The following is a 25,937-nucleotide window of genomic DNA, read 5'->3' on the forward strand; positions in this document are numbered from 1 at the left end:
CACGACGGGCCCTCCCCCTGTGCAGGGGGAGGGCCCGTCGGCCGTTCCCGGCCGGAACCCAGGCGAACTCAGCCGGGGACCGGGGCGAACTCAGCCGACGGTCACGCCGTAGGCGGCGAGTGCCTCGGTCACCGGCTGGAAGTACGTGGTGCCGCCGACCGTGCAGTCGCCGCTGCCGCCGGAGGTGAGGCCGTGGGCGGTGTTCCCGGAGAACAGCGGGCCGCCGCTGTCGCCGGGCTCGGCGCACACGCTGGTCTTGATCAGGCCGCGGACCGTGCCCTCCGCGTAGTTGACGGTGGCGTTCAGGGCGGTGACCTTGCCGCTGTGGACGCCGGTGGTGGAGCCGCTGCGGGAGACGCTCAGGCCGACCGCGGGCGTGCTCGCGCCGGTGATCGACCGGGTGGTGGCGTTGTAGAGGTCCACCGCCGAGGGCGGGGTGCTGCCGTTGGTGTAGCCGACCAGGGCGAAGTCGTCCCCGGGGAAGCGGGCGTTGGCGGTGTTGCCGAGCTTGACGGTCTGGCCGCGGTCGGAGTACCAGGTCGGGACGGCCGCGCCGCAGTGGCCCGCGGTCAGGAAGTACTGCGTGCTGCCCTGGTGCACGTTGAAGCCGAGCGAGCAGCGGTACCCGCTGCCGTAGATCGCGTCACCTCCGGCCAGCTTGGTGGTGAGCCGGCCGAGCATCGGCTCGACCCGGACGACGGCGCCCAGGCTCGCGGCGGCCATCCGCACCTTCTCCAGGCCGGCCCCGGTCACGGAGGAGTCGGTGGACAGGACCACCTGGTTGGTGACCGGGTCCACCGCCCAGGCGGTGCCGGGGACGGCCGCCGAGCGGTCCAGTTCGGCGGTGGCCGCGGTCAGCTGGGCGCCGCTGTGCGGGACCATCCGCGCGACGGCGCCGGCCGCCTTCACCTGGTCCGCGGCCTGCCGGTCGGTGACGGTGACCACCAGCCGGCCCGCCGCGTCCAGGTAGGAGCCCGCGGTGCGGTCCTGGCCGAGGTCCTGCTCCAGGCCGGCGGCCAGGGCCTGGGCCTGTTCGGGCTCGATGACCGGTACGGGGAGGGTCGGGCTGGCGGCGGCGTCGCCGGCGGTGCCGACGGACACCGCCAGGGCCGTCGCGGTGAGCACGGAGGCGGCGAGCAGGGCGGCTCGGCGGCCGGTTCGAAGGGCTGTCACGGGTACTCCGTTCGTGGGACTTCCGGGATCGGAGGACGGCTGGGCAGATTCCGTCACCTGTTCCCGTCAATACCGTCTGCCGAGACTCCGCGCAGCGCGCCACGCTTCTGCACAGGTCCGTTCGTGTGCTCCACAGATCTGCGCGAAAGCCTCACAGGCGGCACCTGTCGGCCTCCGCCGTGCCATGCGTAGGGTCCTTGGCGACGGCGCGTCCGGGGGCGCGAAGCGATTCCGGGAAGATCACATGAACTACTGCACACCGTGTCGGCGCCACCTCAACGGCGCGCTCTCCTGTCCGGGGTGCGGGGCCGCCGCCACGGCGTACGTCCCCGTCCCGTCGGCTGCCACCACCGCCGTGGCGCCGGCCGAGACCGCGCCGGGCAGCCGCCGCCGGAAGCCCGCCCGCAGCGGACGCCGCCGGTTGGCCGTGCTCACCGCCGCCGGGCTTGCGCTCGGCGGCGCGGGGGTGCTGGCGCTGGCCGCTCCCGAGGGCGTCGGCTCCACCAGCCCCACCGCCGCGGAGACGCCCGACCAGGGGGCGGTTCAGAGCCTCCCCACCCTCCCCGGCCCGAGCGCGTCCCCCTCCGGGGTGCCCACCGCCAAGCCCACCAAGTCCGGCAGCCCCCGCCCCGGCCCCTCCACCGCCGCCCCGACCACCACCGCCCCCACCACCGGCGCCGGCCCCTCCACCGCGGCCCCCACCGCCCCGGCTCCCAAGCCCACCAGCGCGCACCCCACCCGCACCACCTCGCCGTCCCCCACCCAGACCTGCAAGCCCTTCCTCTTCTGGTGCACCTGACCGCTGCTCCGCTCTGGTGCACCTGACCGCCGCTCCGCGCGGGCGCCCCGGGGGCGCGACCACCCTCCGCGCAGCGCGGGCCTTCCCTTCGTGCGAGAACCGTGCGCGGGACGCGGGGCGTCCTGCATGCTGTCCGAAGGGTGTCGCGCGGCGAGGCGGGGTGGGGATGAGTCCTTCGGTGGGTACGGGGCGGGATCTGCTGGCGGCGGCGGGGGTGCTGTTCCCGGACCGGGAGGGGCGGATCCTGGTGGTCTGGGTGTCGTACCAGGCCAAGCACCCGGTGGAGATCCCGGGCGGCGGCTGGGAGCCGCCGGACGGCTCGCCCCGCGAGACCGCGCTGCGCGAGATCGCCGAGGAGCTCGGCTTCACCCCGCGGCTGGCCGGGCTGGCCTGCCTGGACTGGACCCCGGACCGGTTCCGTCCCCCGGTCGCCGCCTTCCTCTACTGGGCCGAGCCCCTGACGGAGGAGCAGCTGGCCGGCATCCACCTGGAGGCGGACGAGCTGCGCGGCTACCGTTTCGTGACGCCGCGGGAGGCGGGCTCCGCACTGCCGCCGAAGCTGTCCCGCCGGGTCACCGCCTGCCTGCGGGCGCCGCGCGGGGCGGCGCCGCTGGAGCTGGAGGACGGGTTCGCGGTGGGCCACACCACCGAGGTGCTCGCGCCCGCTCCCCCACCGCCGTACACCGGTGCCGCCGCGCTGGACCTCCCGCCCGCCGAGCGTCCGGCACCCCCGCCGCCGATGGACCGGGACACCTATATCGCCACCCGGCCGCGGATCCGGGCGAAGGCCCGGGTGCTGGTCACCGACGCGGACGGGCGGGTGCTGCTGGTACGGCTGCGCCCGGCTCCGGGTGAGATCGGCCCGTACTGGGCGCTGCCCGGTGGGAGCATCGAGGCGGACCGGGAGCTGCCCCGGGCGGCCGCCCGCCGCGAGGTCCGCGAGGAGCTGGGCTGGGAGCGGGAGCCCGGCCGGCTGCTCGGCCTGGACTGGCAGCCTCCCGGCGAGGGCGACCGGCCCGTCCTGGTGTACGTGTTCGACGGCGGCCGGGCCGGGCCGGCGGAGTTCGCGGCGATCCGGCTGCAGGAGGAGGAGCTGCTGGAGTGGGCGCTGTTCGAGCCGGAGGCGGCCCGCGAGGTGCTCTCCGCGTCCTCGTGGCAGCGGCTCAGCGCCTGCCTGGCGGTACGGGACGCGGGTGGCCCGTCGGGACCGGTCGAGCTGGTCCGGGGACGCCCGGTCTGAGGCCGTAGAACCGCGGCGCGGTGGCCGCCGGATGACCGGGTCCGGGCCGCGCGTCACAATGGATCAGGTGCCCGGGTGAACGGACCCGGACGGACGGACCGGGCGAGGGACGGACGGACCGGGCGAGGACCCGGGCGAGCACACGAGGAGGCGAGGAGGCCGTGATGGCGAACCCCATCGACGCCGCACTGCGCGGCCGCCGGGTGGAGCGGGTGCGCGGCGGCCGGACGCTCGTCCTCGAACTCACCGGCCGGATCGCGGTGGTGGTCGCCAACGACCTGCGGGTCAGCTCCTCCCGCGCGGTCGAGCACTACTACCCCGGGCTGTCCCCTGCGCCCACCGGCGGCCTCGCCCGGCTGGTCGGCGTCCGGGTGGCCGCGACCGTGGTGACCCCGGCCGGCGGGCTGGAGCTGCACTTCGACACCGGCCAGGTGCTCTCCGTCCCGCCGGACACCGCCGCCGCGGACGGCACCGAGCCCTGGCGGGTGACCGGCCCGGACGGCCCGATGTTCACCGCCCTCCCCGGTGGCTACCTCACGGCCTGACGGTTCGTAGGACCATCAGGCCGGCGACACCCGATCAGATCGTCGGACCGGGCGCAGTCGGTCGGATCGTCGGACCGACGCCCGGGACGGGCCGTCAGCCAGGACGGACCCCACCGCGGGTGCCCGGGGGCACCGGTCAAAGCCGCCTGCGGGTCCGGGACGACAAGCCCATAAGATGTCGCAGCATCAGCGGCGGTCCACGGGGGTCCGTCGCGGGGACCGCCGCGACCGCGGCCACTGGGGGAGACCGTGTTCGGCATCATCAGGCCCTGTCGGCACCGCCTGTCGGAGCGGCTGCACACCTCGTGGATGGCCCACCTCTGCGGGCTCTGCCTCGCGCTGCGCGACGACCACGGCCAGCTCGCCCGAACGGCCACCAACTACGACGGTCTGATCATCTCCGTCCTGGTGGAGGCGCAGGGCACCGCGCCCGAGGACGGCCGCCGCTCCGCCGGCCCGTGTCCGCTGCGCGGCATGCGCAGCGCCTCGGTCGCCCACGGCGAGGGCGCCCGGCTGGCCGCCGCGGTGTCGCTGGCGCTCGCCTCGGTGAAGGTCCGCGACCATGTGCTCGACGGCGACGGGGTGTTCGCCCGGCGTCCGGTCGCAGCCGGCGCGCGGGCGGTGGCCAGGCGCTGGGACCGGCAGAGCGCGGACACCGCGGCCGGGGTCGGCTTCGACACCGGTGTCCTGCTGACCGCGGCCGCCCGGCAACAGGAGCTGGAGAAGTCCCTGCCCACCGGCGGCTCGGTGCTGCTGGTGACCGAGCCGACCGAGACCGCCACCGCCGCGGCTTTCGCGCACACCGCCCGGTTGGCCGGCCGTCCCGGCAACGCGGCCGCCCTCGCCGAGGCCGGGCGGCTGTTCGGCCGCCTCGCCCACCTGCTGGACGCCGCCGAGGACCAGGCCGCCGACGACGCGGCCGGCGTCTGGAACCCGCTGACCGCCACCGGTTGCGACCGCGCCGAGGCCGAGCGGCTCTGCCGTGACGCGGTGCACGGCATACGCCTGGCCCTGCGGGACGTCGAGTTCACCGACAAGGCGCTCGCCCACCTGCTGCTCGCCCACGAGACCGACCGGGCCGTCGACCGGGTCTTCGGACGCACCGCGAGCTGCGCCACCGGCTCCCACACCCCGCACGCCCCGCACCCCGGCGGACCGCACCCGCAGGCCCCGGGCGGCCCGTACCCCGGCGGCCCCGGTGGCCCGGGCGGGCACGACCCGAAGCCTCCGCGCCGCCGCGGCCTGCTGGCCGGATGCGCGGTCTGGGCCACGATGGCCTGCACCTGCCAGCTGCTCTGCTGCGACCACAACGACCCGTTCACCCGGGAGAAGAAGGAGGGCTGGTGCGAGCGCAACTGCGGCAACTGCGACTGCAGCGGCTGCGACTGCTCCGGATGCTGCGACTGCTGCGGCGGGTGTGACTGCTGTGACGGCTGCTGCTGCGACGGGTGCGGCTGCGACTGCTGACCGGGGGCGGCGGCCCGCTCTGTGACGAAACCGGAACCAAGGGCGGCGGCGCGGGTGGTGGCCGGGGGCCGTACGGCGGAGAACACTGGTCCGTCTTGTACGAGCCCCGAAGAGGTGGACAGCATGCTGGGCAGGAGAACCCGACGGGACGGCGCCGCCGACGCCATCGCCGACCTGGTCGCCGACGCGCGGCGCCTCGACTACGGCCGCGGCTACGCCGACCACCACCTCGGGTCCGCCGACCCCGACCGCGTCCCGCCGCAGCGGGACCGCCGCCCCCACCCCCACCTCTCCCCCGTGGTCGAGCGCTACTACCGCTACCGCTGACCACCGGCGCGCCCGACCCACGGTCCGGTCCGCCGGGCGGCCCGACCCACGGTCCGGCCCGCCGGACCACCCGCGATCGGACCGCCCGCGGCGGGGCCGTACGCGGGCGCGGTCCGGCGGGTGCTGCTACTCGTGGAACCGGGGCATACGCGTCCGGGCGCGAGGAGTGTGCACTGCCGTGAGCGACTTCGAAACCATCGCCGACGAGCTGTACGGTCTGCCGCCGACCGGGTTCACCGAGGCCAGGAACACCGCCTCGGACCGGGCCCGGAAGGCCGGCGACCGCGCGCTGGCGAAGCGGGTCGGGGCACTGCGCCGGCCGACCCTCGGCGCCTGGGCGGTCAATCTGCTGGCGCGGACCCGGCCGGAGGAGGTCGAACCCTTCCTGGCCCTCGGCCGGTCGCTGCGCGAGGCCCAGGCGGCCCTCGCCGGACCCGAGCTGCGCGAGCTCTCCGCCCGGCGCCAGCAGCTGGTCGCGGCACTCACCGCACGGGCCCGTGCGGTCGCCGCGGAGGCCGGCGAGCGCCTGGGCGAGCCGCAGCTGCGCGAGGTGGAGCAGACCCTGCGGGCCGCGCTGGCCGACGAGCGGGCCGCCGAGGCGGTGGCGGCGGGCCGGCTCACCACCGCCCTGGACACCACCGCCGATCTCCCGGCCGCCGTGGGCGTCGCCCGGCCGCCGGAGCCCCGCACCCGGCCCGCGCCGGCCCGTCCGGCCGGCCGGAGGGCGGCGGCTCGAACCAAGGCGGAACCGGACGCCACGACGGACGCGGAGGCGGACGCCCGGGCCGCAGCGGAAGCCGAGGTCCGGGAGACGGAGGCCCGGGAGACCGAGGCCCGGGCCGCGCTCGTCGAGGCCGAGCGCGCCGCCGTCGGCGCCGAGTCCGCACTGCGCCGCCTGGAGCAGCGGGCCGACCGGCTGGCCGCCGCGCGCGAGAAGGCCGCCGGACAGGCCGAGCGGGCCCGGGAGGCCCTGCGGCAGGCGGAGGACCGGCTGGCCGGGGCCCGGTCCGCGGAGGAGGAGGTGCGGGTCGAGCGGGAGCGCGCGGCTCGGCAGGTGGCCGACGCGAGGAGCAGAGTGGAGAGCGCACACGAACGGCTGGATCGGCCGTCCGCGCCGGACGGGGGCCCCGACGGGGTACCGGACCGGGAGCCGTACGAGGAAGGAGCCGGCTGATGGCCAGACCGGTGTGGACAGGGGTGCTGACGTTCGGGCTGGTCACGGTACCGGTCGCGCTCTACACGGCGACCGAGAGCCATGCGGTCCGGTTCCACCAGCTGGAGCGGGGCACCGGCGACCGGGTGCGCAACAAGCGGGTCAACGAGCGCACCGGCGAGGAGGTGGCCTTCGGCGACATCGTGAAGGGCTTCGAGCTCGCCGACGGGGAGTACGTGGTGGTGGAGCCGGAGGAACTGGAGCAGATCTCGCCCGGCCGCTCCCGGACCATCGACATCTCCGGGTTCGTCGACCTCGCCACGGTCGACCCGATCTTCTTCGACAAGACGTACTACCTCGGCCCCAAGGGCCCGGAGTACGCCAAGATCTACCGCCTGCTGACCGAGGCGCTGGACCGGTCCGGGAAGGCGGGGCTGGCGATGTTCTCGATGCGCGGCAAGGAGTACCTCACGGCCGTCCGGGCCGAGGGGGACCTGCTGGAGCTGCACACCATGCACTTCGCGGACGAGGTGCGCGACCCCCGGCGGGAGATCGACAACCTCCCGGACGAGAAGGTGGAGCTGACCAGCCAGGAACTGGAGACCGCCGAGCTGCTGATCGGCACCCTGGAGGTCGAGTGGCACCCGGAGGAGTACCGGGACACCTACGCCGACCAGGTCCGCAAGCTGGTCGAGGACAAGGCGGCCGGCCGCGAGATCGCCGTCTCGGAGGGCGAGCCCGCCGAGGCCACCAACGTGGTCGACCTGATGGACGTGCTGCGCCGCAGTCTGGAGGGCGCCAAGGGCGGCCGACCTGCGGACGGGGAGGGCGGGACCGCGAAGGCGGCCGGCCGCAGGACGGGCGGGAGGACGGCCGGGAAGGAGTCGGCGGCCCGGCCGGCCCGCTCCCCCAAGGCCCCGGCAGGTACCAAGAGCACCTCCGCGCGGACGGCGAAGCAGGCGCCGGCGGCGAAGAAGCGCACCACCGCGGTGAAGGAGGACCTCTCCCGGCTCAGCAAGGCCGACCTGTACAAGCGGGCCAGCGACCTCGACATCCCGCACCGCTCGACGATGAACCGGGAGCAGCTCCAGGAGGCCGTCCGCAAGGCCACCCGCAGCGCCGCCTGACCGCCGTCCGACCGTCCGACCGACCCGACCGACCGCCGGCTCCGGCAGGTCGGGCGGCGGCGCGGGCAGTCGGGCGGCGGCGGCGTCAGACGTCGTACACCTGGAGGTCGATCAGGGCCGTCGCGTCGTCCGTGTACCCGGCCGTGAAGACGATGTTCTCCGGTGACCGTCCGCGGACGCCTGCCGGGTCGAGCAGGGAGAACCGGACATAGGACTGGTCGGCGCACTTGGGTCCGTAGGTGTCCTCGGGGCCGTGGCAGCCTTCCGCCCGGAAGGCCGGGAACGCCCGGACCACCGCGTCGGACACGCCCTGCCGCGGCAGGCGGAACCGCACCGTGTACGTCGGGCGGTCGAAGCCGTAGGTCCGCCGGCACTCGGCGTCCCAGGCCCCGTCCGGGATCCGGCCGCCGACCGACGCCGCGGCGGGCCCGCAGTCGGTGCGGAAGAGGAGGGAGTCCCCGCTCCCGAGGACGGCCGAGGTGGCCAGGAGGATCAGGCCCGCCAGGAGGACGAGGCACAGCCGGCGCCGCGGGCGGGCGGGCTTCTTCGCTTCCGGGGTCACGGGGCGGTCCTCCGCTGGGCGTCGGAGAGGCTTCCCCACCAGGCGGAGTCCCTCGTGCTGGCCAATGTGCCCCCCGGGCAGACGCGATCCGTCGGGTCGGCGGGACGCGCGACCTGACGGAGCATCACTCTACTCCGCCATTTGAACGTGTTCAATTAGTTTCGCTCAGGCGGGATCCGCGGCGGCGTGAAGGGCGGAGTCGGCGGCGGCGAGGACGGAGTCGGCGACGGCGGTCCGGGCGTAGAGGACCGAGCGGCCGGCCCGGTGGGCGCTCACCAGGCCGGCGCTGCGGAGGGCGATCAGGTGCTGGGAGACCGCGGCGGCGGAAATGCCGGTACGCCGGGCCAGGTCGGTGGTGGAGGCCGGGGAGTCCAGTTCGGTGAGCAGGCGGGTGCGGGAGCGGCCCAGGACGGCCGCCACCGCCTCGCCGCCGCGGACCGGTCGCCTCTCCCACAGGGTGCCGGTCCCCCGGGCCCGGTAGGCGAGTTGGGGCGGGTCGGGCAGGGAGACCCGGGTGGACAGGCCGGGACCCTTGAACACCGAGGGGATCAGCAGCAGCCCCTGCCCCGCCGTACCGCGCTCCAGGGTGTGCCGGCGACGGACCAGCCGGAGCGTTCCCTGCGCCCAACTCATCGCCGGGTGCAGCTCGTTGAGCAGTCGGCCGGGTCCGTACTCGGCGACCTGCCGGGCGCGGTGGAAGACGTCGGCGTCGAGGACGGCCCGGATCCGCGCCCAGTACGGGCCGATCGCCACCTCCCAGAACGCCTCGATCTCCTCGGCCACCCTGGCCAGCCGGGCCCCGGGGTCGGCGTACAGCGTGCGGAGCCGGGGGCCGAGGCGTCCGTGGTGGTGGGCCAGGTGGTCGAGTTCGCGCCGGACCACGGCGGCGGGGGTGGCGCGGATCCGGTCCAGTTCCTCGACCAGCGCGGGGGCGGGTCCGGCGGGGGCCGGGTTGAGGAAGTCGGGGCAGTAGCCGGTGGCGGGGACGAGTTCGGCCAGCCAGCCCGCGTCCAGGCCGGCGGCCGCCACCCGGGGCCGGACCTGGTCCAGCCAGGACCGGTGCACGGGGTGCGCGGCGCCGGTCCGCAGCAGCCGGAAGCCCGTCCCCAGCTGCCACATCGGCGAGACGGCGAAGCGCAGCTGCGCCAGGTCCTCGGCCGAGAACTCCAGTTCCGCCGGCATGGCCACCCTCCGATTCGGCTCTGCCTTAATCGATGGCCGCGATCGTACCGGCCCCGCCAGCATCGCCGGCATGACATCGAAGACCATCGACGCCGCGGCGTCGGGCACCTGGCGGCTGGGCGACCTGGAGGTCAACCGGATCGGCTTCGGCGCGATGCGGCTGACCCAGACCGGCGAGGCGTTCCACCCCGACGCGCTCCCCACCGACCGCGACCGGGCCGTCGCGGTGCTCCGCCGGGCGGTCGACCTCGGCGTGAACCACATCGACACCGCCGCCTTCTACTTCTCCCGGCTGCGCTCCGCCAACGAGCTGATCAACCGGGCCCTCTTCCCGTACCCGCAGCACCTGGTGATCGCGACCAAGGTCGGACCGGGCCGGGACCCGTCCGGCGCCTTCCTGCCACATGCCACCCCCGAGCAGCTGCGCGGCCAGGTGGAGGAGAACCTGCGCCAACTCGGCCGTGACCACCTCGACGTGGTGAACCTGCGGATCCTCGGCACCGACTCCATCGCCGAACGGTTCGGCGCCCTGGCCGCCCTGCGGCAGGCCGGCCTGATCCGGCACCTGGGCCTGTCCAACATCCGCCCCGGACAGCTGGCCGAGGCCGAGGCCATAGCGCCGGTGGTCTGCGTGCAGAACCGGTACGGCATCGGCACCGCCCGACCCGAGGACGAGGGGCTGCTGCGCAGCTGCGGGGCGAAGGGCGTGGCGTTCGTCCCGTTCTACGCGATCGCCGGCGCCTCGGGACAGGCGGGCGCGGTCGGCGCGGAGAGCCCCGAGGTACTGGCGGTCGCGCGGGCACACGGCGTCGGGCCGGCGCAGGTCCGGCTGGCGTGGACGCTGGCGCGCGGGCCGCACGTCCTCGCCATCCCGGGCACCGGGGACCCGGGGCACCTGGCCGAGAACGTGGCGGCGGGGGCACTGCGGCTGTCGGCGAAGGAGCTGGAGCTGCTCGACTCGGCGCACCGGGCGGCGATCTGACTGTCACTCAGTCGACATGGAGAGGCTGGACGGGCTGGACGGGGTGGAGCTCGGGTTCGAGCTCGGGTTCGCCGGGGTGGAGGGCGAGGGCGGGGCCGGTGAGGGCGACGGAGTCCGCGAGGCCGGCGAGGAGGGTGACGGAGGCCACGGCGGCGGTGGCCAGCAGGGCGAACAGGACGGGGGCGGCCCAGTTCGGGGTGGCGTGGACGGTACCGCCCTCGAAGGTGCACCACGCGTCCGGGGGGAGGCTGCTCTCGCCCGTGCGGAGCAGCCAGCCGCCACCGGGGCCGAGATCGCAGGTACGGATGAACGATCGGGCGGCGAACCACCAGTGGCCGTAGAGGGCGGGGAAGCCCAGTCCCGAACCGAGGGCGGCGGCCTTCAGCAGGGCCCGCCGTAACCGGGGATGGCGGGTAGCGCGGGTCGTCACCTGCGCGAGCATATCGGCGGAGCCGACCCGTCCGGTTCACCTCACCGGGCAAGCGAGTTCTTGAGGGGCGCGTGGAGGCACCTCCCAGCCGCCAAGGCCGGCGGAGAACTGCGCGAAATCGGTAGGCCACCCACCGGTAGCCGCCGCAGGACAGTCACTGCTGCACGAGAGCACATACGGGCCCGCAGACTCCCGCAGCGCGCAGTTCCCGGCGCCCCTTCAGCGGCAAGCCGGTTACGCAGGCCCGGGGAGCGTAAACGAACGGTCGACCCTATCACCGTACGGTGAGCGGAACATGACGTACCGCCAGGCGTTCACGCGTTCCGGCCATGTTGAAGAGGTCCGTCCGATGGCGTGAAGGTGTGCGTCCGGATAACGGACGGCGGTATGGACAGGCCGCCCGCCGCGCCCCGCGGTGCGGCCTTCCCCACGGCTCGTACGGGCCGCGGGGGCCGGGCGGGCACCGGACGGGTGCCTTGAGGTCCGCCGGAGCGGGGACGGGAGCGGCCGGATCCGGACGTCAGGAGGGAAGTCCGGAAATGGTCCTGCCCGTTTCGCGGGATCGAATTCGTGACCGAGAGTCGAAGAGATGAACGACATGCCTCGTCCGACCCCGGATCGCCTGCTCGCCCACCGCGATTTCCGGCACCTGCTGGCCGGCGCGGCCGCCGCCCAGGCGGGGAGCCAGGTGACCCTGGTGGCGCTGCCGCTGGTCGCGGTGCTGGAGCTGGACGCGAGCCCGTTCCAGGTGGGTCTGCTGACCGCGGCGGAGACCGCCGCCTTCCTCCTGGTGGGGCTGCCCGCCGGTGCGTGGCTGGACCGGGTGCGCAAGCTGCCGGTCCTGGTCCGCGCCGACGTGGTGCGCTGCCTGGCCGTCGGCTCGATCCCGCCGGCGGCGCTGGCCGGTGTGCTGACCATGGCCCAGCTGTACCTGGTGGCCCTGGTCACCGGGGTGGCGACGGTGTTCTTCGACGTCGCCCACCAGTCCTTCCTGCCGCAGGTCCTGCCGCGTGAGCAACTGGTCCGTGGCAACGGCGCGTTGGAGACCGTCCGGTCCTCGGCGCAGATCGCGGGGCCGGGGCTGGGCGGTGGGCTGGTGCAGCTGCTGGGGGCGCCACTGGCGATCGTCGCCGACGCGGTGGGCTACCTGACCTCGGCCGTACTGCTGCTGCGCATCAGGGCCGCCGAGGCGGCGCCGCCCGCGCCGGAGCCCGGGCGGACGCTGCGCGCGGAGGTCGCCGAGGGGGTCCGGTTCGTGCTGCGGCACCCGCTGCTGCGGGTGATCGCGGCCGCCACCGCCCTGTCCAACCTGTTCGCGGCGGTGCTGATGGCCGTTCAGACCGTCTTCTGGGTCCGGGTCCTGGACCTCTCCCCCCTGGCCGTCGGCCTGCTGCTGTCGGTCTCCGCGGTCGGCGGGCTGGCCGGTGCGCTCAGCGCCGGGTGGCTGGCCGGACGGGTGGGCCAGGCCCGGCTGATCCTGCTGTCCACGGCGGTCACCGCGCCGTTCGCGCTGCTCTGGCCGCTGGCCCGCGGCGGTGCCGGCGCCGTGCTGTTCGCGGCCGGCTCGGGCGCGGTGCTGTTCGGCGCGGTGGTCTACAACGTCGCCCAGGTCAGCTTCCGGCAGTCCGTCTGCCCGCCGGAACTGCTGGGGCGGATGAACGCGACCATGCGCTTCCTCGTCTGGGGCACCCTGCCGCTCGGCGCCCTCGCGGGCGGGGCGGCCGCCGACGCCGCCGGGCCGCGCGCCGCGCTGTGGATGTGCGCCCTCGGCTTCCTCCTCGTACCGCTCCCGCTGCTGTTCTCCCCGCTGCGCGGGCTGCGCGACCTGCCCGCCCCAGCCGAACTCCCCGCCCCCGCCGCGACCGAACTCCCCGTCCCCACCGCCGAGTCCGACCCGGCCGCACCCCGCGACACCGTCCCGAGCGGGGACCCGGGAGGCCGCACCGCCTGAGCCCGAGCCTGAGCCCGAGCCCTGCGCGAGCCCTGCGCGAGCCGGAGCCCGGATCAGGACCCGAACCCGAGCCCGAACCGCCCGGCCACGCCCCGAGACCCGCCACGCCCAGAAAGCAGGACTCCCGTGCCCACCAGCATCACCGCCGCGTACCTCGACCGGTACCGGTCCGCCGCGGCCCAGGGCGGCCCGGCGGAGCTGCTGCCGCTCACCGGTGCCCAGCGCCGCTTCCTGCTCACCCGCCGGCTCGACCCGCAGGGCCGCCCGGACGTGGTGCCGTTGTTCTTCGCCTTCCCGCGCGGCACCGTCGACCCCGGGCGGCTGCGCCGGGCCGCCGTCCGCCTGGCCGAGCGCCACCCGGCGCTGCGCGGCCGGTTCACCGCACTGCGCGGGACGCCGGTGCTCCGGCTCGGCGCACCCTCCGTGGAGGTGGCCACCGTCCCGGTCGCCCCCGGCGGCACCGCGGCCGAGGCGCTGCGGCAGGCGCTGCTGGACTGGCCGGCCGACGGGCCGGCGCTGCGGCTGCTGGTCGCGGCCGAGCCGGGGGCCGAGGAGGAGGTGCTGGCCCTGGCGCTCGACCACGCCGCCTGCGACGAGCAGTCGCTGGGCATCGTCACCGACGGGCTCGGCGCCGCCTACCCCGACGACCCCGCCCGCCCGGGCGCTCCCGAGGACGGTGTGGCCGCCTACCGGGACGCCGTGGAACGGCAGTTGGCCGCCGAGGCGGCCGCCGCGAGCCCTGCCGCGCACGCCCACTGGGCGGCCCGGCTCGGCGGCCTGGCCGGCGCGACCGCGACCGCTGCCGGACGGCCCGGCCCCCGGCCCACCGGCATGCTGGTCGAGCGGCTGCCGGCCGCCACCGGAGCCGCGCGCGGGGCCGTCTTCCCCGCCCTGCTGGACGCCGTGTCGGCCGCCGGGTACGCGCTGTTCGGTCCCGACCGTCCGCTCGCCCTGGGCTACCCCTGGGGCGGGCGTCCGGCCGGCACCGCGCCCGACGTGCTGGGGTGCTTCCTCAACACGCTGGTCCACCCGGCCGCACCCGGCCCGGGCGACCTCGACGGGCTCAGCGCCGCCTGGTGGGACGACCTGGACCACGCCGACACCCCGTTCGACGAGGTGGTGCACGCCGCCCGGTCCGGCGGCGCGCGCTGGTCGGGGGCCCTGGACGGGCTGCTGACCTTCGAGGACCTGGGCCGCCGGCCGCCGCTGGTGCTCGACGGCACGGAGGGCCGGGAGATCCACCTGGCCGGCCGGCCGCTGGCCGCCCCCTTCGCGGTCTCCGCCTCGCACGGCTCCGAGCTGCTGGTCCGACTCGCCTGGGACCGCGAACGGCTCCGGGACACCGCCGCCGAGGCCGCCTTCCAGACCCTGCTGAGCACCCTGCGGCACCACCTGCACCCCCCGGCCTAGCACCGAACAGCAGCACCAGCCCCCCAGACCCCCGCACCACCCCGCACCACCGCTCGACCCCGCACCCCCCGTCCGACGGATCACCGACCCGTCGCCACCGGCGTGACGCACCGCCCCCAACCGGCGCGTCCGCACCCCCGGCGGAGGCCACCACCCCACGGCCACCCGCCGCCACCACCCGGGCCCCACCCCGCCCGTCCGAACACCCAACCGCCACCAGCAAAGGGATCCGTTCATGTTCGCTCTCTCCTCCTCCCAGGAGATCGTCTGGCTGCACGAGCAGATGCAGCCGGGCAGTCGCGCGTACAACTTCACCGCGGCACTCGACCTCTGGGGTGCGCTCGACACCTCCGCGCTGCGCGCCGGCCTGACCGCCGTGCTCGCCCACCACCCGGGCCTGCGGCTGGAGTTGGTCGAGCGCCCGGAGGGTCTGCCGGCGCAGCGGGTCGGCGGCCGGACCGAGCCCCGGCTGCGCACCAGCGACCTGAGCGGCGAGGCCGACGCCGAGGCGGCGTTCCAGCGGCTGCTGGAGGCCGAGGCCGAGGAGCCGCTGGACACCACCGAGGCGCCGCTGCTGCGCTGGCACCTGGTCCGGATCGGCGAGGACCACCACCGGCTGATCCACGTGGAGCACCACCTGATCCACGACGGGCACTCCTTCGCGATCCTGCTGCGCGACCTGTTCACCGTCTACCGCGCCGAGGTCCTCGGCGAGGCGTACGAGCTGCCCGCCGCCCCCTCGTACGAGGAGCACGTACGGGCCGAGGGCGACGGCTCGCGGGAGGAGGCCCGGGCGGCCGGGCTGGAGTTCTGGCGCAAGGAGCTGCAGGACGCGCCGACCGATCTGGTGCTGCCGGGGCTGGCCCGTCCGGGCTCGGTCCGCCGGCACCGGGGGCGGCAGCTGCGCCAGCCGATCGGCGCCGACCTGGCCGAGCGGCTGCGCGAGCGCAGCCGCAGTGACGGGCACACCCCGTTCAGCACCCTGCTGGCGCTCTTCGCCGAGCTGCTGCGCCGTCACGGCGGGCACCGGGAGCTGGTGGTCGGCACGGCCGTGGGCAACCGGCCGCGGGGCTTCGAGGGCACGGTCGGCATGTTCGTGAACACCGTGCCGCTGCGGCTGCGCCTGGACCCGGAGGCGCCGGGCACCGAGGCGGTGGACGAGGTCACCGACGTCCTGCTGCGCGCCCTGCCGTTCCAGGACGTGCCGGTGCAGGAGCTGACCCGGGAGCTCGGGCTGCGGACCGGCGGCGCGGACAACCCGCTGTTCGACGTGATGTTCAGTGCGCACGACGCCGCGCTGCCCGGGATCCAGGCGCCCGGTCTCGAGGTGTCACTCTTCGAGGGGCACAACACCGGCACCACCCGGTTCGACCTGGACGTGGTGCTGCTGCCGGACGACCGCCGGGTGGTCGGCGAGAAGCACGGCGCGGCCGGGATGACCCTGATCTGGGACTACGACGCCGACCTGTTCGCCGTGGAGACCGCCGAGCTGCTCGCCGAGCGCCTGCTGGAGCTGCTGCGCTCGTACCTGGACTCCCCGGAGGCCGCGCTCGCCGACCTCGCCCCCGTCCGGCTGGCCGGCCGGCCGGAGGCGGCGCCCGCGGTACCGGATCCGGCGACCGTCGCCGTCCCTGCCGCCGTCGCCGACGTGGCCTCGGTGCTGGACCCGGCCGCCGCCGGCGACCCCGCCGCGCTCGCCCTGATCGCCGGCACCGAGCGGCTCGGCTACGGCGACCTGGACCGCCGCGTGGCCGCCCTGGTCGACCGGCTGCGGGCCGCCGGGGTGGCGCCGGGCCAGCCGGTCGCGACCGTGCTGCCGCGCGGGGTGGACAGCGTGGTGGCGCTGCTCGCCTGCCTGCGGCTGGGGGCGGTGTACGCGCCGCTGTCCACCGAGGACCCGGCGGCCCGGCTCGGGCTGCTGCTGGAGCGGCTCGCCCCGGCGCTGGTGCTGGCCACCCGGCAGAGCGCCCTGGCGCTGCCCGCCGAGGGTGTGGTCCCCGCGCTGCTGGACGGCCCGGCCTTCCCGCCGGCCGCGCCCGCCGCGGTGCTGCCGGACGCCGCGTACGTGATCCACACCTCCGGGTCGACCGGGGTGCCCAAGCCGGTGGTGGTCGGCCGGTCGGCGCTGGCCCGCTACACCGCGGCGGTGACCCGCCGGTACGGGCTCGGCCCGGCCGACCGGGTGCTGCTGTTCGCCCGGCCGTCCTTCGACGTGGCGCTGGAGGAGGTGCTGCCCTCGCTGGCCGCCGGGGCGGCGCTGGTGCTGCCGCAGCGCGAGGTGCCGACCGGTCCGGAGCTGGTGGCCGTGCTGGCCGCCCGCGGGGTGACCGTGGCCAACCTGCCCACCAGCTACCTGCTGGCGGTCCGGGAGGACCTGCGGGAGGCGCTGCGGGACGGCCGCTGGTCGCCGCGGCTGCTGGTGCTCGGCGGTGAGCGGCTGCCGGCCGAGGCGCTGCGCGGCCTGCTCGACGAGACCTCGGCGACGGTGCTGAACGCGTACGGCGTCACCGAGGCGACCGTCACCTCCACCGTCCACGCGGTGACCGCGGCCGACCTGGCCGAGTACCCGGAGATCCCGCTCGGCACCGAGCTGCCGGGGGTGCGGGTGCACGTGCTGGACGCGGGGCTGCGGCCGCTGCCGGACGGCGCGGTGGGCGAGCTGGCTGTCGGCGGCGAGGCGCTGGCCGAGGGCTACCTCGGGCTGCCGGAGGTGACCGCCGAACGGTTCACCGAACTGGCCGACGGCGAGCGGGTGTACCGCACCGGCGACCGCGGCTACCGCGACCCGGCCGGCCGGCTGTGGTTCCTCGGGCGGCAGGACAACCAGGTGAAGCTGCGCGGCCACCGGATCGAGCTGGAGGAGATCGAGGCGGCGGCCTCCGCCGAACTCGGCGGCCGGTCCTGCGCGGTGGTGCTCCACCGGGACCCGGTCGGCGGCCCCCGCCTGGTCGGTTTCCTGGAGGGCGCCGAGCAGCCCGATCAGGCGGCCCTGCACGCCGCGCTGGCCGGCCGGCTGCCGGCCGCGCTGGTGCCCGCCCACTGGACCGCGCTGGACGTCATGCCCGTCCTGCCCGGTGGCAAGCCGGACCGGGTGGCACTCGCCCGGACGGCCGCCGAGGCGCCCGACCCCGCCGAGCAGGCGCCCGCCGGGTCCGGGACCGCGTTCACCGGCCCGGGCCAGGCGCTGCTCGCCGAGGCCTGGCGGGAGGTGCTGGGCCACGACCGGTTCACGCCCGACTCGCACTTCTTCGAGGTCGGCGGGCACTCGCTGCTCGCCGCGCAGCTGGCGGCCTGGCTGGAGCCGAGGCTGGGCAGCCGCCCGGCGCTGCGCACCCTGTTCCGGCACCCCGTCCTGGCCGACCAGGCCCGTGCCCTGACCGGAGGCGAGCGGTGAACTCCTTCCCCTCCGCCGTCCTGGAGGACGGCCACCGCGAGCTGGTGGACGCCTTCGAGAGCTTCATCCGCCGTGAACTCGTCCCGCTGGCAGCCGAGTTGCCGGAGACCGCGGACCAGCCGCCGGCCGAGCTGCGGGCGTACGTGCGCAAGCGCTCGGCGGTCCTCGGGTTCTACGCCGGGGACTACCCGGAGGAGCTGGGCGGCTCCGGCATGCCGTTCACCGCGGTGGTGCTGCTGCACCACGCCGCCGGGCGCAGCGGCTGCCCGCTGGCGCCGTACGCGCTGGCCGGGTCGGACGGGCCCAGCCCGCTGCTGCGGCACGGCACCCCGGAGCAGGTCGAGCGGTACCTGGTGCCGCTGGTGCGCGGCGAGGCGGCGCGCTGCCTGGCGCTGACCGAGCCGCAGGCCGGCTCGGACGCGTTCCGGCTGACCACCACGGCCGTCCGGGACGGCGAGGAGTGGGTGATCAACGGCCGGAAGACCTTCGTCAGCAACGCCGACCGGGCCGACGTCGCGCTGGTGGTCACCGCCACCGACCTGGGTGACGGCGCGGGCCCGACGGCCGGCGCCACGGCGTTCGCGATCCCGATGGACCAGCCGGGCCTGCGGATCGGCCAGCGCTACGAGGGCATGTCCGGGGAGCCGCTGTTCGAGCTGACCCTGGACGGCGTCCGGGTGCCGGCCGGGGCCGTGGTCGGCGGCGCCGAGGGTGTCGGCGCGGCCACCGCGCTGGCCATGGACAGCCTCTCCCGCGGGCGGCTGGTGGTCGCCGCGATGTGCAACGGCGTCGCCGAGTACGCGCTGCGCCTGGGGGTGGAGTACGCCCGGGAGCGGGAGGCGTTCGGGGCGCGGATCGGCAGCTACCAGCACGTCCAGGAGCACCTGGTGAGCACCCGGGCGGAGGTCGAGGCGTCCAAGCTGCTGACCCTGGCCTGTGCCCGGCTGGTCGACGAGGGCACCGAGGCGCCGGAGAACGCGGCGCTGGCCAAGCTGACCGCCTCCGAGACCGCGGTCCGGGCGGTGGACCGCTCGCTCCAGGTGCACGGCGCCACCGGCTGGGTGCGCGGGCACCCGCTGGAGTTCCTGTACCGGTACGTCCGGATGATGACGATCATCGAGGGGACCTCCGAGGTCCAGAAGGTGATCATCGCCCGGGCCATGGGCCTGGGCTGACCCGACCGCCGCCACCTGCTCGGAGACCACGACATGACCGACACCGCTCGCATCCCCAGCACCGCCCACGGCCGGCCCCACCGGGACGGATCCGTGCTCACCCTGTTCACCGACCTGGCCCGGCGCACGCCCGACGCGCCGGCCGTGGTCGACGCCGACCGCACCTGGAGCTACGCCGAACTGGACGGCCTGGCCGTCGAGTTGGCCGGGGCGCTGGGCGACCGGGTGCGCCCCGGCGACCTGGTCGGCGTCTGCCTGGACCACTCGGCGGCGCTGGCCGCCGTCGCCGTCGCCCTCGCCCGGCTCGGCGCCGCCGCCCTGCCGCTCGGCCCCCGCCCCGGCGAGCGCCGGCTCCAGGCGGTGGCCGAGAACGTCCGGCTGGCCTGCCTGGTCGGCGACCCGGCGCTGCTGCCGCCCGGCCACCGAACGGCCGACCACCTGCCGCTGCCGCTGCCGGGCGGCGGCACGGTCGCCGCGTTCGCCCCGGCCCCGGAGGGCGCCAGGACCGCGCCGGAGGGCACCTTCTACGCGGTGCTGACCTCCGGCTCCACGGGCACCCCGAAGGCCGTGGCCGTCGGCGAGGCCTCGCTGGCCGGCCTGCTGCACTGGTACCGCGACCTGACCGGGCTCGGCCCCGGCGACCGGCACAGCCTGCTGATCGGGGTGGCCTTCGACCCGCACCTGCTGGAGCTGTGGGCCGCGCTCACCTCGGGCGCCGCCCTGGTGGTCGCCCCCGAGGCGGTCCGCTGGGACTCGGGCGCGCTGACCGACTGGTGGCGCGAGGCCGGCATCACCGTCGCCGTGCTGCCCACCCCGCTGGCCGAGCCGCTGCTGGACCGGCCGTGGCCGACCGGCCTGCCGCTGCGCCACCTGACGGTCGGCGGCGACCGGCTGCGCCGGGCCCCCGGCCCGGAGGTCACCGCGACCGTCCACAACGCGTACGGGCCGGCCGAGGCGACCGTGGTCACCACCGTGCACAGCATGGCGCCCGGCGCGGACCACGGCGCCGGGGCGCCGCCGATCGGCCTGCCGGTGCCGGGCGCGGTGGTCCGGGTGGCCGACGAGGAGGGCCGGCCGGTGCCGCCCGGGCAGGCCGGGGAACTGTGGGTCGGCGGGCGCTGCCTGGCGCTCGGCTACCTCGACCCGGAGCTCACCGCCCGCCGCTTCGTCCGCCCGGCGGACGGCGACCCGGTCGGGTCCGGCGCCGACCGGTTCTACCGCACCGGCGACCGGGTGCTGATGCGGGCCGACGGGGTGCTGGAGTTCCAGGGCCGGCTGGACGACCAGGTGAAGGTCAGCGGCGTCCGGATCGAACCGGCCGAAGTGGAGGCCGCGTTCGAGCGGGACCCGCGGGTACGCCGGGCCGCCGTCGCCGCCCTGTCCCACCCCGCGGGCGGGGCCCGGCTGCTGGCCTTCGTCCAGCCCGCGCCCGGGTCCGCGCTCACCGCCGGCACCGACCTGCTGCCGGCCGTCCGGGACTGGCTGCCGGAGCAGGCCGTGCCCGCGGTGGTCCGGCTGGTCGACGCCTTCCCGCTGGACGCCAACGGCAAGGTGGACCGGGCCGCACTGATCGCCACCGAACCGACCGAGCCCGCCGGACCGACCGGACCGACCGGACCGACCGGACCGACCGGCGCCGCAGCCGCCGACGGCCGCGCCGAGGCCGAGGGCACCGACCCGGTCGAGCGGGGGGTCCTGCGGCTGTGCCGCGACCTGCTCGGCCGCGCCGACCTCACCCCGCAGGACAACTTCACCGACGCCGGCGGCAACTCCCTCGCCGCCGCCCGGCTGCTCACCGCCCTGGAACAGGAGTACGGCGTCCGGCTGCGCGCCCCGCAGTTGCTGCGCCAGCCCGACCTGCGCGCCGTCGCCCGGCTGGTCGCGGACCGCCGCGCGGCCGCTCCCGCCGCCTCCTGACCACCCGCCGTCCCAGCGGCCCCCGGCCCGACCACCGGGGGCCGCGGAAGGAGCCCGCCATGCCCACCGCAGCCGACTCGCTGCCGCCCTTCCCCACCACCGCCCGCTCGTACGCCGCCGTCCCCGCGCTGGTCGCCCGCCAGGCCGAGCAGCGGCCCGACGCCCTCGCCGTGACCGACGGCTCCACCCACCTGACCTACCGTGAACTGGTCGCCGCCGCCTCGACGTTGGCGGCCGAGCTGGCCGACCGCGGAGTCGGACCGGGCAGCGCCGTCGGGCTGCTCGCGGCCCGGTCCGCCCGCCTGGTCGTCGCCCAGCTCGCCGTCTGGTGGGCCGGTGCCCACACCGTGCCGCTCGACCCGGCCTACCCGCGGGCCCGGACCACCGCCATGATCGAGGACGCCGGGGTGCTCCTCACCCTCGGCGACAAGGCGCTGCTGGCCGAGGCCGGCCTGCCCGGCGACCGGACGCTGGTGCTGGCCGAGGACGACCCGGCCGGACCGCCGACCGGGACCGCCGCCGCGCCGTACCCGTGCGGCGCCGACTCCCCGGCGCTGGTGCTGTACACCTCCGGGTCCACCGGCCGCCCCAAGGGCGTCGCGGTCCCGCACGGCGCGGTCGCCGACCTGGTGACCGCCGCGGACGGGATCGTCCTCCACCCGGGCGACCGGATGCTGTTCCACTCCCCGGTCGCCTTCGACGCCTCCACCTTCGAGCTGTGGGCCCCGCTGACCCGGGGCGCCGCGGTGGCCGTCTCCACCGCCGACCGGCCGACCGCCGGGGAACTCGCCCGGGACGTCGAGCAGTTGGGCGTGACCTGCGCCTTCCTCACCACCGCCCTGTTCCACCACCTGGCGGCCCGCCGCTCCCCGGTCTTCGGCCTGCTGCGGACCGTGGTGGTCGGCGGCGAGACGCTCTCCGCCGACCACGCGGCGGCCGTCCTGCGGGCCTTCCCCTGGCTGCACCTGGTCAACGGGTACGGGCCGACCGAGGGCACCACCTTCACCACCCTGCACCGGGTCCGCCCGGCGGACTGCGCGGGCCCGCCGCCGATCGGCCGGCCGTTCGGCGGGGCGCGGGTGCTGGTCCTGGACGAGCACCATCGGCCGGTGGCACCCGGCGAGCGCGGCGAGCTGTGGATCGGCGGCAGCCGGCTGGCCCTCGGCTACCTCGGACAGCCCGAGCTGACCGCCGACCGGTTCCGGGTCCTGCCCGGGGCCGGCCGGATGTACCGCAGCGGCGACGTGGTCTCCCACCGGCCGGACGGCACGCTGGCCTTCCACGGCCGGGTCGACGACCAGGTCAAGGTCCGCGGCTTCCGGATCGAGCCCGGCGAGGTGGAGCACGCCCTGCGTGGCCTGCCCGAGGTCGCCGAGGCCGCGGTGGTGGTCCGCGGACCCGGGCGGGAGGACGCCGCCCTGGCCGCCTTCGTCGTCCCCGCCGAGGACCGCCGGCCCACCGCCGAGACGCTCCGCCGCGCCCTCGCCGACCGGCTGCCCGCCCACCTGGTGCCCACCGCCTGGACCCTGCTGACCTCCCTGCCGCTCACCGGCACCGGCAAGGTGGACCGGCGCGCCCTCGCCGAGGAGCCCGCCGCCCCGGCCGCCGCCGGCCCGTCCGACGCCCCCGCCGGGCTGACGCCCGTGCAGCAGGCCGTGGCCGCCGTCTGGTCCCGGGCGCTGGAACGCCCGGTCACCGACCCGGAGGCCGACTTCCTCGCCGAGGGCGGGCACTCGCTGCTCGCCATGTGGGTGGTGGACGACCTCCGCGAGGAGCTGGGCGTGGAACTGTCGCTCGCCGAGTTCCTCGACCACCCGACCGTCGCCGCCCAGGCCGCCCTGGTCGAGAGCGCCCTGCTCGCCGCCACCGCGGAGGCCGCCCGATGACCGGCACCACCCCGCCGCCCGGCGCCGTCGACCAGGCCGAGCTGCTGCGCCTGGCCCGGCGGCGGGCCGCCGCCGGACGCGACGGCTCCGCCCGCCCACGTCCGATCCCCACCACCGGTGAGGGCCCGGCCCCGCTCTCCCACGCCCAGCAGCGGATGTGGCTGATGGACCGCCTCGGCCAGGGCGGCGCCCTGTACAACGTCCCGGTCGCCACCCGGCTGCGCGGCCCGCTCGACCCGGCCGCGCTGGCCGACGCCCTGACCGCGCTGACCGGGCGCCACCCGATCCTGCGCACCCGCTACGGGCAGCACGGCGACGCCCCGCCCCACCAGGAACCCCACCCGGTCCGGCCCGTCCCGCTGCCCGTGGTGGACGCGGCCCCCGAGGCGGCGCCCGGCCTGCTGCACACCGAGGCCGCCCGGCCCTTCGACCTGGCCGCCGGGCCGGTGCTGCGCGCCCTGCTGCTGCGGCACACCGCCGAGGACCACACCCTGCTGCTGACCCTGCACCACATCGCGGTGGACGGCGGCTCCCTCCCCCACCTCACCGCCGACCTCGCCGCGCTGTACGCCGCCGCACGCACCGGCGAGCGGCCCGACCTGCCGCCGGCCGGCCCCGGCTACGCCGACTTCGCCCGGTGGGAGCGCGGCCGGGACGCCGAACTCGCCGCCGCGGCCGACACCCGGGCCGCCGAACTCGCCGGCGCCCGGCCCCTCCCGCTGCTGCGCCCGCTCCCGCCCGGGCCGCGCGCCCGCACCGCCGTCCTGCACCACGCCCCGCTGACCACCGACACCCTGGACGGCCTGCGCCGGCTGGGGACCGCGCACGGCGCAACCCTGTTCACCGTCGTCCTCGCCGCCGCCTTCGCCACCCTGCGCCTCGCCACCGGCGAGCCGGACCTCACCGTCGGCTGCGCCAGCGGCCACCGCGGACGGCCCGACCTGCGCCGGATGGTCGGCCTCAACGTCAACACCCTGCCGATCCGGGCCGAGCTGCCCGGCGACCCGGAGTTCACCGAGGTCCTCGCCCGGGTCCGGGCCGCGCTGCTCGGCGCGCAGCGGTACCACGAGGTGCCGTTCGACCTGGTCGTCGAGCGTCTCGGGGCCGGGTCCCGGGCCGCGGACGGCAGCCCGCTGACGGCGGTCAGCTGTGACCTGGTCCAGCCGGTCGGCGCCGTCGCCCTGCCCGGGCTCGCGGCCGAGGCCGTGGAGGTGGACCTCGGGCTCGCCAAGTTCGGCCTGGCCCTGCTGGTGGAGGACGGCCCCCGGCCGCGCTGCCTGGTCCAGCACGACGCGGACGCCCTCGCCGAACCCGTCGCCCGCCGGCTGCTGGACGCCTTCGCCGCCCTGCTCACCGCCGTGGCCGGGGACGCCTCCGCCCCGCTCTCCCGACTGCCCGGCCGACGGCTGGACGCCGTACCGTCCACCCCGGCCGACGTGTCCGCCCCGGCCGAGCATCCTGCCGTGGCCCTGCTGCTCGCCGACCCCCGGGTGGCCGACGCCGCCGTCGCCGAGACCGAGGGCGGGCCGCTGCTGGCGTACGCGGTGCTCCGCGGCCCGGGCGGTCCCGGCGGCCTGGAACTGCGGGCCGCGCTCCGCCGCCGCCTGCCCGCCGACCGGCTGCCCGCCGCCGTCACCCTGCTGGACGCCGTGCCCCGCACCCCGTCCGGGGAGCTCGACCCCGCCCGGCTGCCCGGCGGCGCCCGCAGGACCGCACCGGTGCCCGGGCCGCTGGAGGCGGTCCGGACCGCCTTCGGCGAACTGCTCGGCAGCCGTCCCGAGCCGGACGGCGACTTCTTCGTCCTCGGCGGGCACTCGCTGGTCGCCGTCCAGCTCGCCGAACGGCTGCGGATCCGCACCGGCCTGCCGCTCACCGGCCTGGACGTCCTGGAACAGCGCACCCCGCGCGCCCTCGCCGCCCTGCTGGACGCCCGGCGCGCCGAACGGGACGCCGCCACGCGTCCCGGCTCCCGTCCCGGCCGGTCCCGTACGGGTGCGACGGCCGCGGCCGTCCGGGAGGGGACCGTGCTGGTCACCGGGGCGACCGGCGGGGTCGGCGCCGCCGTCCTCCAGGAGCTGATGGCCCAGGGCCGGCCGGTCCGCGCCCTGGCCAGGCCCGAGTCCGCGCACCTGGTCTCGCTGGACGGCGTCGAGGTGGTCGAGGGCGACCTCGCCGACCCGGAGGGCCTGCGCCGCGCGGTGGCCGGCGTGGACAGCGTGATCCACGCCGCCTGCACCTTCACCGAGCACCAGGTCGACGTGGCCGCCATGCGGGCGCTGGTCGACGGCTGGCGCGGCGGCGGCCGGTTCGTCTTCGTCAGCAGCGTCGACGCCTACGGGCAGCCCGCCGCCACCGAGGTCCCCGAGGGCGCGGCGGCCGAGGGTCCGGTCAGCCCGTACGGGCGGGCCAAGCTGGACTGCGAGCGGATCCTGCTGGACGCCGCCGGCACCGGCGGCCGGGGCGCGGGAGTGGTGGTCCGCTCGCCGATCGTCTGGGGCCCGCACCGCCGGCTGCGGGAGCAGCTCCGCTGGGGCTCCACCGGCGCGCTCTACCAGGCGGCGCTGGCCGGGCACCCCCTCGCGCTACCGGACCCGGTGGCCGACGGGCAGGAGTGGTACGGGGCGGCGTGGGTGCACTCCGCCGCGCTGGCGCGGGCGGTGGCCGCCTGTGCGACGGCCGGGGGCCCGGGCGCCGGTCAGGTGCTGAACGCGGTGACCGGGCACGTCGCCTGGCCCGACTTCGCCGCCGAACTGGTCCGTCTCCTCCGCTCCATCAGCCCGGTCCACCTCACCGCCACGGCCGACCCCGACCTCCGCCGACCGTGGCACTACCCCTCGCCCACGCTCGCTCCCCATCTCCACCCCGAACCCACCGAGTCCTGGCCCACCACCCTGGCCACCATGACGAGGTGACCCTCCGGGGCGACACGGGCGGCAGGGGCGTGTGACCTCACACGCCCCTGCCGGCGGCCGTTCACCCGGGCACGGTTGACGCCCGGTCAGTCCTTCACCGGTCCCGGTAGCGGCACCACCGCCCGGACATCCTCACCGGTCGCCGCACCACCTGTTCCGGCCGCCGCGGAGCCCTGCTCCCGCGTCCGTCCCGCCCGGCCCAGACCGAGTGCGGCGAGGCGCTGCAGGTCCTGTTGGGGGCTGCCGGGACGGGCGGTCGCATCGGGTCTCACCCCGACCGCTCGGATCGCTGGTCCATCTCCGTC

Annotated in this window: 19 protein-coding genes; 15 read left to right on the plus strand and 4 right to left on the minus strand. The window is 76.7% G+C overall.

The features are described 5' to 3' along the window. Positions 1–90: 90 nt before the first annotated feature. A complete protein-coding gene (locus tag ABWK59_RS06755) occupies positions 91–1,173 on the minus strand; it encodes a S1 family peptidase (protein WP_354638712.1) in 1,083 nt (360 codons plus the stop codon). A 244-nt stretch (positions 1,174–1,417) separates the two neighbouring features. Here ABWK59_RS06755 and ABWK59_RS06760 point away from each other — a divergent pair, with 244 nt between their 5' ends. From ABWK59_RS06760 to ABWK59_RS06790, 7 genes are all read left to right on the plus strand, one after another. Continuing rightward, positions 1,418–1,972, plus strand: coding sequence for a hypothetical protein (locus tag ABWK59_RS06760; RefSeq protein WP_354638714.1), 555 nt, complete (start codon positions 1,418–1,420; stop codon positions 1,970–1,972). A gap of 166 nt (positions 1,973–2,138) precedes the next feature. Beyond that, the gene (locus ABWK59_RS06765) at positions 2,139–3,212 is read left to right on the plus strand and encodes an NUDIX hydrolase (protein WP_354638716.1); all 1,074 of its coding nucleotides are present in this window, start codon (positions 2,139–2,141) and stop codon (positions 3,210–3,212) included. Between the two features lie 164 nt (positions 3,213–3,376). Continuing rightward, complete coding sequence (locus tag ABWK59_RS06770; protein WP_354638717.1) at positions 3,377–3,757, plus strand: DUF6188 family protein; 381 nt, start codon at positions 3,377–3,379, stop codon at positions 3,755–3,757. Between the two features lie 249 nt (positions 3,758–4,006). Next, the gene (locus ABWK59_RS06775; RefSeq protein ID WP_354638719.1) at positions 4,007–5,224 is read left to right on the plus strand and encodes a DUF5685 family protein; all 1,218 of its coding nucleotides are present in this window, start codon (positions 4,007–4,009) and stop codon (positions 5,222–5,224) included. A 123-nt stretch (positions 5,225–5,347) separates the two neighbouring features. Beyond that, entirely contained in the window at positions 5,348–5,551 is a 204-nt protein-coding gene (locus ABWK59_RS06780; protein WP_354638721.1) for a hypothetical protein, read from the plus strand. 178 nt (positions 5,552–5,729) lie between these two features. Beyond that, positions 5,730–6,725: a hypothetical protein gene (locus tag ABWK59_RS06785; protein ID WP_354638723.1), complete on the plus strand. Its 996-nt coding sequence runs from the start codon at positions 5,730–5,732 to the stop codon at positions 6,723–6,725. After that, positions 6,725–7,831 (plus strand): Ku protein, encoded by a 1,107-nt coding sequence (locus tag ABWK59_RS06790; RefSeq protein WP_354638725.1) that lies wholly within the window; start codon positions 6,725–6,727, stop codon positions 7,829–7,831. Before ABWK59_RS06785 ends, ABWK59_RS06790 begins: the two co-directional genes overlap by 1 nt. Before the next feature lie 85 nt (positions 7,832–7,916). On the opposite strand, the gene ABWK59_RS06795 is transcribed toward ABWK59_RS06790, so the two are convergent. Both ABWK59_RS06795 and ABWK59_RS06800 read right to left on the minus strand, forming a co-directional pair. Then, positions 7,917–8,393 (minus strand): hypothetical protein, encoded by a 477-nt coding sequence (locus ABWK59_RS06795; protein ID WP_354638727.1) that lies wholly within the window; start codon positions 8,391–8,393, stop codon positions 7,917–7,919. Between the two features lie 165 nt (positions 8,394–8,558). Further along, positions 8,559–9,575 (minus strand): DUF5937 family protein, encoded by a 1,017-nt coding sequence (locus ABWK59_RS06800; protein ID WP_354638729.1) that lies wholly within the window; start codon positions 9,573–9,575, stop codon positions 8,559–8,561. A gap of 70 nt (positions 9,576–9,645) precedes the next feature. Between ABWK59_RS06800 and ABWK59_RS06805 the strand changes: the two genes are divergently transcribed. Beyond that, the gene (locus ABWK59_RS06805; protein WP_354638731.1) at positions 9,646–10,557 is read left to right on the plus strand and encodes an aldo/keto reductase; all 912 of its coding nucleotides are present in this window, start codon (positions 9,646–9,648) and stop codon (positions 10,555–10,557) included. Positions 10,558–10,564: 7 nt separating this feature from the next. On the opposite strand, the gene ABWK59_RS06810 is transcribed toward ABWK59_RS06805, so the two are convergent. Further along, positions 10,565–10,987 (minus strand): hypothetical protein, encoded by a 423-nt coding sequence (locus tag ABWK59_RS06810; RefSeq protein WP_354638733.1) that lies wholly within the window; start codon positions 10,985–10,987, stop codon positions 10,565–10,567. A gap of 589 nt (positions 10,988–11,576) precedes the next feature. Here ABWK59_RS06810 and ABWK59_RS06815 point away from each other — a divergent pair. The 7 genes from ABWK59_RS06815 (at position 11,577) to ABWK59_RS06845 (ending at position 25,632) form a co-directional block, all read left to right on the plus strand. Next, the gene (locus ABWK59_RS06815) at positions 11,577–12,938 is read left to right on the plus strand and encodes an MFS transporter (RefSeq protein ID WP_354638735.1); all 1,362 of its coding nucleotides are present in this window, start codon (positions 11,577–11,579) and stop codon (positions 12,936–12,938) included. Positions 12,939–13,064: 126 nt separating this feature from the next. Next, on the plus strand, positions 13,065–14,348 hold the full coding sequence (locus ABWK59_RS06820; protein ID WP_354638736.1) for a non-ribosomal peptide synthetase: 1,284 nt from the start codon (positions 13,065–13,067) through the stop codon (positions 14,346–14,348). Between the two features lie 235 nt (positions 14,349–14,583). Further along, complete coding sequence (locus tag ABWK59_RS06825; RefSeq protein WP_354638738.1) at positions 14,584–17,742, plus strand: non-ribosomal peptide synthetase; 3,159 nt, start codon at positions 14,584–14,586, stop codon at positions 17,740–17,742. After that, positions 17,739–18,917, plus strand: coding sequence for an acyl-CoA dehydrogenase family protein (locus ABWK59_RS06830; protein WP_354638740.1), 1,179 nt, complete (start codon positions 17,739–17,741; stop codon positions 18,915–18,917). Before ABWK59_RS06825 ends, ABWK59_RS06830 begins: the two co-directional genes overlap by 4 nt. Before the next feature lie 33 nt (positions 18,918–18,950). Next, positions 18,951–20,834, plus strand: coding sequence for a non-ribosomal peptide synthetase (locus ABWK59_RS06835; RefSeq protein WP_354638742.1), 1,884 nt, complete (start codon positions 18,951–18,953; stop codon positions 20,832–20,834). A 59-nt stretch (positions 20,835–20,893) separates the two neighbouring features. Beyond that, the gene (locus ABWK59_RS06840; protein ID WP_354638744.1) at positions 20,894–22,720 is read left to right on the plus strand and encodes a non-ribosomal peptide synthetase; all 1,827 of its coding nucleotides are present in this window, start codon (positions 20,894–20,896) and stop codon (positions 22,718–22,720) included. Next, a complete protein-coding gene (locus ABWK59_RS06845; RefSeq protein WP_354638746.1) occupies positions 22,717–25,632 on the plus strand; it encodes a condensation domain-containing protein in 2,916 nt (971 codons plus the stop codon). The genes ABWK59_RS06840 and ABWK59_RS06845 overlap by 4 nt, the downstream gene beginning before the upstream one ends. The last annotated feature ends 305 nt before the right edge of the window (positions 25,633–25,937 follow it).

Origin of the sequence: Kitasatospora sp. HUAS MG31 (assembly GCF_040571325.1) — a bacterium.
Lineage (GTDB): Bacteria > Actinomycetota > Actinomycetes > Streptomycetales > Streptomycetaceae > Kitasatospora > Kitasatospora camelliae.

Excerpts from the sequence above, each read along its gene's own strand:
- ABWK59_RS06760 (WP_354638714.1), top strand. The coding sequence starts at position 1,418 with ATGAACTACTGCACACCGTGTCGGCGCCACCTCAACGGCGCGCTCTCC.
- ABWK59_RS06765 (WP_354638716.1), top strand. The coding sequence starts at position 2,139 with ATGAGTCCTTCGGTGGGTACGGGGCGGGATCTGCTGGCGGCGGCGGGG.
- ABWK59_RS06770 (WP_354638717.1), top strand. The coding sequence starts at position 3,377 with ATGGCGAACCCCATCGACGCCGCACTGCGCGGCCGCCGGGTGGAGCGG.
- ABWK59_RS06780 (WP_354638721.1), top strand. The coding sequence starts at position 5,348 with ATGCTGGGCAGGAGAACCCGACGGGACGGCGCCGCCGACGCCATCGCC.
- ABWK59_RS06790 (WP_354638725.1), top strand. The coding sequence starts at position 6,725 with ATGGCCAGACCGGTGTGGACAGGGGTGCTGACGTTCGGGCTGGTCACG.
- ABWK59_RS06800 (WP_354638729.1), bottom strand. The coding sequence starts at position 9,575 with ATGCCGGCGGAACTGGAGTTCTCGGCCGAGGACCTGGCGCAGCTGCGC.
- ABWK59_RS06805 (WP_354638731.1), top strand. The coding sequence starts at position 9,646 with ATGACATCGAAGACCATCGACGCCGCGGCGTCGGGCACCTGGCGGCTG.
- ABWK59_RS06815 (WP_354638735.1), top strand. The coding sequence starts at position 11,577 with ATGAACGACATGCCTCGTCCGACCCCGGATCGCCTGCTCGCCCACCGC.
- ABWK59_RS06825 (WP_354638738.1), top strand. The coding sequence starts at position 14,584 with ATGTTCGCTCTCTCCTCCTCCCAGGAGATCGTCTGGCTGCACGAGCAG.
- ABWK59_RS06835 (WP_354638742.1), top strand. The coding sequence starts at position 18,951 with ATGACCGACACCGCTCGCATCCCCAGCACCGCCCACGGCCGGCCCCAC.
- ABWK59_RS06840 (WP_354638744.1), top strand. The coding sequence starts at position 20,894 with ATGCCCACCGCAGCCGACTCGCTGCCGCCCTTCCCCACCACCGCCCGC.
- ABWK59_RS06845 (WP_354638746.1), top strand. The coding sequence starts at position 22,717 with ATGACCGGCACCACCCCGCCGCCCGGCGCCGTCGACCAGGCCGAGCTG.